This is a genomic window from Aurantimonas sp. C2-5-R2 (assembly GCF_036549495.1).
Lineage (GTDB): Bacteria > Pseudomonadota > Alphaproteobacteria > Rhizobiales > Rhizobiaceae > Aurantimonas > Aurantimonas coralicida_A.
The window spans coordinates 42,673-48,940 of record NZ_JAZHLJ010000027.1; the positions used below are offsets into that span (position 1 = coordinate 42,673).

7 protein-coding genes are annotated in these 6,268 nt (G+C 60.2%); 6 read left to right on the plus strand and 1 reads right to left on the minus strand.

Annotated features, from left to right (window positions below; translation table 11 throughout):
* Nucleotides 1-50 precede the first annotated feature (50 nt).
* The 6 genes from VQ044_RS13255 to VQ044_RS25675 all read left to right on the plus strand — a co-directional run bounded on the left by VQ044_RS13255 (nt 51) and on the right by VQ044_RS25675 (nt 5,635).
* Entirely contained in the window at nt 51-1,124 is a 1,074-nt protein-coding gene (locus VQ044_RS13255) for a tyrosine-type recombinase/integrase (RefSeq protein ID WP_327647666.1), read from the plus strand.
* A 145-nt stretch (nt 1,125-1,269) separates the two neighbouring features.
* Nucleotides 1,270-1,497 carry a helix-turn-helix transcriptional regulator gene (locus VQ044_RS13260; protein WP_327647665.1) on the plus strand — a complete coding sequence of 76 codons (228 nt, stop codon included), beginning with the start codon at nt 1,270-1,272 and terminating at the stop codon, nt 1,495-1,497.
* A gap of 76 nt (nt 1,498-1,573) precedes the next feature.
* Nucleotides 1,574-1,849, plus strand: a complete 276-nt coding sequence (locus VQ044_RS13265; protein ID WP_327647664.1) for a hypothetical protein — start codon at nt 1,574-1,576, stop codon at nt 1,847-1,849.
* A complete protein-coding gene (locus VQ044_RS13270) occupies nt 1,824-3,959 on the plus strand; it encodes an AAA family ATPase (RefSeq protein WP_327647663.1) in 2,136 nt (711 codons plus the stop codon). Before VQ044_RS13265 ends, VQ044_RS13270 begins: the two co-directional genes overlap by 26 nt.
* A gap of 816 nt (nt 3,960-4,775) precedes the next feature.
* On the plus strand, nt 4,776-5,114 hold the full coding sequence (locus VQ044_RS13275; RefSeq protein ID WP_327647661.1) for a hypothetical protein: 339 nt from the start codon (nt 4,776-4,778) through the stop codon (nt 5,112-5,114).
* A 32-nt stretch (nt 5,115-5,146) separates the two neighbouring features.
* Nucleotides 5,147-5,635: a hypothetical protein gene (locus VQ044_RS25675; RefSeq protein ID WP_442872916.1), complete on the plus strand. Its 489-nt coding sequence runs from the start codon at nt 5,147-5,149 to the stop codon at nt 5,633-5,635.
* A 49-nt stretch (nt 5,636-5,684) separates the two neighbouring features.
* Here the strand turns inward: VQ044_RS25675 and VQ044_RS13285 are convergent, their stop codons facing one another.
* Nucleotides 5,685-5,942: a hypothetical protein gene (locus VQ044_RS13285; RefSeq protein ID WP_331827678.1), complete on the minus strand. Its 258-nt coding sequence runs from the start codon at nt 5,940-5,942 to the stop codon at nt 5,685-5,687.
* Between the last annotated feature and the right edge of the window lie 326 nt (nt 5,943-6,268).

Sequence of the window (6,268 nt, forward strand, 5' to 3'; positions counted from 1 at the left end):
CATATCGAAGTACGACAATGTCGTACCTAGACAGGAAGGATGTTGTACCGATGGGCACGATCACGGCACGCAAACGCAAGAACGGCACCACCGGATTTACCGCTCAGATCGTGCGAAAGAAAGGCGGCGTGATCGTGTGGCGGGAGGCGAAGACCTTCAACAAGAAGCGGGAGGCGGTAGCCTGGGCCGCAGGGAGAGAGGGCGAGCTAGACAGGCCTGGCGCAATTGACCAGTTGAACAGGCCAGCCGCAACTCTCGCGGACGCAATCGAAAAGTACCTATCCGACAAGCGCACGATCGGCCGCACGAAAGAACAGGTGCTGCGGACAATCAGCGCACATTCCATCGCCTCGAAGACGGACGTGACGATCCGCGCTAAGGACATCGTATCTTTCGCTGACGATCTGCTAGCCGGGGGGCGGAAGCCTCAGACTGTCGGGAACTATATCAGCCACCTTGCCGCAGTGTTCCGCGACGCGAAGGTGGCTTGGGGCATCGACCTTGACTATGCGGAGATGCAGGCCGCGCAGCGGACCCTCGCCCGCCTTGAGAAGATTGCAAAGTCGGATGAGCGGGATAGGCGCCCTACCCTCACCGAACTTGATAGCATCATGCAGCACTTTGTTGATCGCCAGGCACGCGCTCCTCAATCGTCGCCGATGCACAAGATTGTCGCCTTTGCGATTTTCTCGACCCGACGACAGGAAGAGATCACCCGCATCACGTGGGCAGACTTGGATGAGCAGCACAGCAGAATCCTTGTTCGAGATATGAAGCACCCAGGGCAGAAAAAGGGAAACGACGTTTGGGTTGAGCTTCCCCCCGAAGCCCTACGGATCATCCGATCAATGCCGAAAACGGTCGATCGCATATTTCCGTTTGGGACTGACGCAATCAGCGCTGCGTTCACGCGGGCATGTCAGTTTCTTGGGATTGACGATTTACGCTTCCACGACATGCGGCACGAGGGCGTCTCCCGGCTCTTTGAGATGGGGCGCACAATCCCGCTAACCGCGAGCGTGAGCGGCCACCGCTCATGGAACAGTCTCAAGCGATACACGAGCATTAAGGAGAAAGGCGACAAATACGCCGGATGGCCATGGCTAGACAGTATCTGTGGCTGACCTGAGATTCAGCTTGACAAATTGGGTAAATTTGTCTTATAAGATCGCGCTCGACAAAAATATGGCATCATCCAGAAGATGTCAACGTAAACTACAGTCGGGCGGGATTGGTGTCAAGCGAAAAAAATCGAAGGGATCAAAAAAAATGCTCAGCACGAACGATGCCGCTGAATTTCTCGGAATGTCTGCAAGCTGGCTCAATAAGACCAGAATGTCGGGAAACGGCCCCATCTATCTCAAGGTTGGCGGGCGCGTGCGCTATCGTCAGAATGACCTGACGACATGGCTCGAAAGCACTCGCCGCACCGCCGTCTACGACCACGCGAATGACAACGCCAAGATCGCCGGCCGCGTGTCGGTGGCGTCGGCATGACCCTTCCTCACCGCTTGCGTTCGTTACGTAACTAACCCACCCGCCGGCCAACCCGCCACCAACCGAAAGTTACACCATGCGAATCTTGTCAATCCGCCCGGCACCGCCCGGCGCGGGCACGCGTACCATTGCGCACTTTGATGTCGAAGCCGGCCCGCACTTACGCCTTTACAACCTGACCCTGCGCCGATTGGCGGACGGTCGCTATCGCATCGTCGCGCCGAATGCCTGCGGAAAGCATGCCGCGTCATTCCACCCCGAGCTGGCGGCCGAGCTATCGAGCGCCGCCGCACAAGCCCTTTCCGAATTGGAGGCCGCAAAGCCCTATGAACGCCCTTCCCAAAGAAACTAAGCCACTCGCCGATCTGCGCCGCCAATTGACCGTAAACGGGTACGTCCCGATACCAGTTGCCGGCAAGTCGCCCCGCATTCGTGGCTGGCAGAACCTCAAGCCGAACGCCGAGCACGTCGAGGGATTGATACGGGCGCACCCCGATCACACTAACACCGGGCTCCTGACCGGGGATTTGGTAGCAATCGACATCGATGCGCTGGACAGCGCAACCTCGACCGCATTGGTGGAAATGGTTCTGGACCTGCCGGGCGGCGCATCCGCCCCGTGCCGCGTCGGCAAGGCGCCTAAGTGCCTCTTTATATTCCGCGCCACCGCGCCGAGGAAGAAAGCGACGACGGGCAAGTTCCTGATCAATGGCACGAGGTGCGAGGTCGAGGTGCTCGGCATCGGAAACCAATTCGTTGCCTACGGAATCCACCCCGACACCGAGGCGCCCTATGAGTGGAGCAACGGCTCGCCGGCGGATATTGCCTTCGCGGATCTCCCGGAAATCACGCCGGACACGCTCGACACCTTCCTCACCGCCGCACGCGAATTGCTGGCAGCACGTGGCGAGCCCGAGCGGAAGGCGAAGGCGGCCAACGACAGGCGCCCCCCTGCCGTGGCCGGTGATGGACCTTGGGCCGTCATCAAGACGCGCGCTCTCGCCGATCTCGACGCATGGGTTCCGGCCTTGGGCCTAGCTAGGCTGAAGCGGTATCAATCCGGCTACCTCGCCGTCGCGTCCTTCCGCCCTTCCCGCCGTGCAGGACTGGCGACGGCGAAGCGGGGGCAGGCGTTGGAAATCGCGCCGGCCAGTATCTGCGACCATTCGGACGGAAACAAGGGGTATTCGCCGATTGATCTCGTCGCCGTCTGCCTCGGCATGGCGCCCGCCGCAGCCGCCGATTGGCTACGTGACCGCGTTGGGGGCGGTGCGCGTGTGGATACCACCCCGCCCGTCGCGCACGTTGCGTTGCTTGCCAAGCACAACGCCAAGGTGCCGCCCGTGGCCGCCAACGACAACCAACCTGACGCCTATCCCGGAATCATCTCAAGCGGCGAGCTTGTGACCGGTTTCGTCCCGCCCGATTACCATATCGACGGCATAGCTCAGGCGTCATTCATTTACAGCGTCACGGCGCAGACCGGCGCGGGCAAGACGGCGATCTTGCTCCTGACCACCGCGCTGACGGCGCTGGGCGAGCCGCTTGGCAACCGCGAGGTGCGCAAGGGCCGGACCCTGTATTTCGCGGGCGAGAATCCCGACGACGTAACTATGCGATGGATCGCAATGGCGCACCACATGGAGTTTGACCCGGCGACGATCGATGCGCATTTCATCAAGGGCACGTTCAGCATCCCCGCCATGTCCAAGCGCATCGAGGATGACGTGCGAAAACTTGGCGGCGTCGATCTCATTGTTATCGATACTTCGACGGCTTACTTTCGCGGCAAGGATGAAAACGCGAACACTGAATTGGGCGCCCACGCCCGCGACCTGCGGGCACTGACGACACTGCCGGGCCGGCCCTGCGTGTTGGTTGCCGCGCATCCAACCAAGAGCGCGGATCAGTTTAATTTGCTTCCGCGCGGCGGCGGCGCGTTCCTGAATGAGGTGGACGGCAACCTTGTTTGTATCAAAACGAGCGACGGCTCTGTGAAATTGCATTGGCATGGGAAGCACCGGGGGCCGGACTTTGATCCGATAAACTTCGAGCTCCGGCCCGTGACAGCACCTACGCTCAAAAACAGCCGCGGGCGCGACGTTCCGACCGTCATGGCGGCCGTGCTTTCCGCAAGCGATGTTGTCGGCCGCAAGGAGCGGACGCGCGAAGACAATGACGACGTGCTCTTGGAAATAGAGCGTGATCCGACCCAAACCTTGGCGACCATCGCCGAGCGGCTGGAGTGGCTGGGCGACGATGGCAAGTGGCAGAAGCGGCGCGTCCAATCGGCTTGGGAAAGACTGGCGACGGCGAAGCTGGTTGACATGAAGCGCGGCAAGCGCCGGCTCACCGAAAAGGGCGGTGCCGAGGCCGTAGACATCAAGGGCGAGCGCCATCGCAAGCGGGCGGCGGCGGCTTCATCGGCATCAATCCTTGCACGGCGAACCGATGTGGCGTGACGCGGCAGCGTACGCCGTGCGTACACCCGATTTGCAGCCGTACGGTGCGGCATCTAAACCTTGTGCCATAAGGGTTTCAGGCCGTACGGCACAGCTTAATCGCACCAACTTAAACAGGGACCGGGGGGGGCGTGGGGGGATTTATCCCCACACCCCTACACCCTGGCGTACGTACGGACTTTTTCTCTAGGGTACGCTTCCCGTACGATTTGGCATTTTATGCAATACAATCAATGTGTTACAGCCGTACCGTTCTCGTAAGGCCGGCGTACGGGCGTACGCCAAAAACACCGCCCGCATGGGCACCCTGAAACGAGGAGAAACAACCGTGGAAAACCAAAGTATGATTCCCATCGAACCGCGCCCCGGCCTTCACCCTGACACTGGGAAGCCCGTCACGCTGGTCGGCATTGACGCCACCAGCCTCTTTCCTCGTCTCATTGTCTTGATAGCGGACGAGGACGGAACGCACGCTGCCAGCGTGGATTTCATTCGGAATCTCCGGCAATGATTGTCACCCTACAACCCCGCCCCGTCGATCAGTGGCGGCGCTCGATCACCACGCCGCCCGCCCGACTTGCCACGCTGACGGCTGCGGCGCCCAGCACCCCGGGGGTACCTCACATCTCCAGGGCGTCGCCGGCCCGTACCCGCGTCCCCAAAGAGAATTTTATACTTCCAAAATCGGAAATCTGAATTGATATGGAATGGCGGCGAGCGTGGCTCAGCGGCTACCATAATAATAGGCCGGGACGCGGGAGATTGCAAGTGGCTCGACCAAGGAAACCGACTGCTGCCCTGGAGCTAAACGGCACTATGAAGGCGCACCCGGAGCGCAAGAGAGCAAGGGCCAATGAGCCGGTAGTTACCACGCCGGTTGGCGCGCCACCGAACGGGATGCCGGCTACTGCGTGCGCGATCTGGAACGAACTTGCCCACCACGGATTCTGGCTCACCGCGGCCGACCGCTTGATGCTCGAAATAGCGTGCCGGCTGTTTGCGGATTTTCGCTCCGGGGCGCTTGACGGCGGCGGAATTTCGAAGCTGATCACCGCGCTTTCAAAGCTCGGCTTTACGCCTACCGACAGGTCCAAGGTCGGCGCTCCTGGCGCCAAAGAGGAAGAGGCTGACGAGTTCGCGGATTTCAGAGTGTAGCGAACAGGGAAACCGACAATCGGGATTGTAACATGATCAAAATCAATGGCCGGCTCTTCGCAAGCCGATATACTGCACCCGGTGAAATCTGGCAGCGGCCGCCATACCTTCCTGTGGCCGCGCAACCGTCACCACCTCCGAAGGCCGCCAACAGCAACCTGAAGGCCGCAAGCGGCAAGGCTGCCCACCAATGGCCAGCGATGGCGCGTGCAACGGCGGGAACGCTGCTGGACGACCCGAAGTCCAACCGCGTCGCCGCTGCCGTCCTGGCGGGCTTTGCGGCGCTCTATGCCGATGTTTCGATTGATCCAAGCGCCATCCCTTCGCCGGCCGGACGGATTGCAGAACTGAGCCTGGCCGACGTGCGCGAGGGTGACGATGGCGATCGGCCAATGCGTCGAGGCCGCCCGCACGGCCGGCGAGGATCAGCGATGCACGATCACGGTGGCAGCGCCGCGCCAGTAACCGGCGGCTGCTTCATCCGGCACTTCGCATATTCCAAGGCAGCGCAAATTTCTTGATGAGGCCGGGCGACTCTGCAACCCTGCATTGTCTTCGATATGCATGAATTTAGTTTTTGGCCGATAGCTTGAAAGCTGCGATTAACGCGGCCACCGATTGAACAGCCATAACCGTAATTCCTGCATCGAAGGAATCGCCGTTGGTAAAGGGCAGGACTAGGGCCATCAGCCAAATTATACCGATGAATATTGCAAAGGCCCATGCAATGGGGCGGAGCCGGACCGATGGCAACAGCTTTTCGATCAGAGTAAAGCCCGCAACCACCCCTATCGGGCCAGCAAAAGCGGCGATGAAGTAAGGGAGCACATATTCCCGAACCCATCCGGTGGAGTGCACCCCGTTTTGACCGGACAGTCGGCATAGCCGATAAGGCATAGGCATCCGCCTATGAGTACGACTATGTCGAAAGCTTCAGACGGCTCGTTTTCACGGGTCGAAGTCATCACTTCGGTGCAGCGCAGACGCCGTTGGCAACAGCGGAAAAAGTTCGCCTCGTCGAGGCGGCAATGCAGCCTGGCATGAGCGTTTGTAAAATCGCTTGCAAGAATGGGACTGACTCATTCCCGATGCAGTTGAGAGGCCATGTGGCGGTTTTCCGAAGAGGAGAACGATCTTATGCCCACCGCCATTTC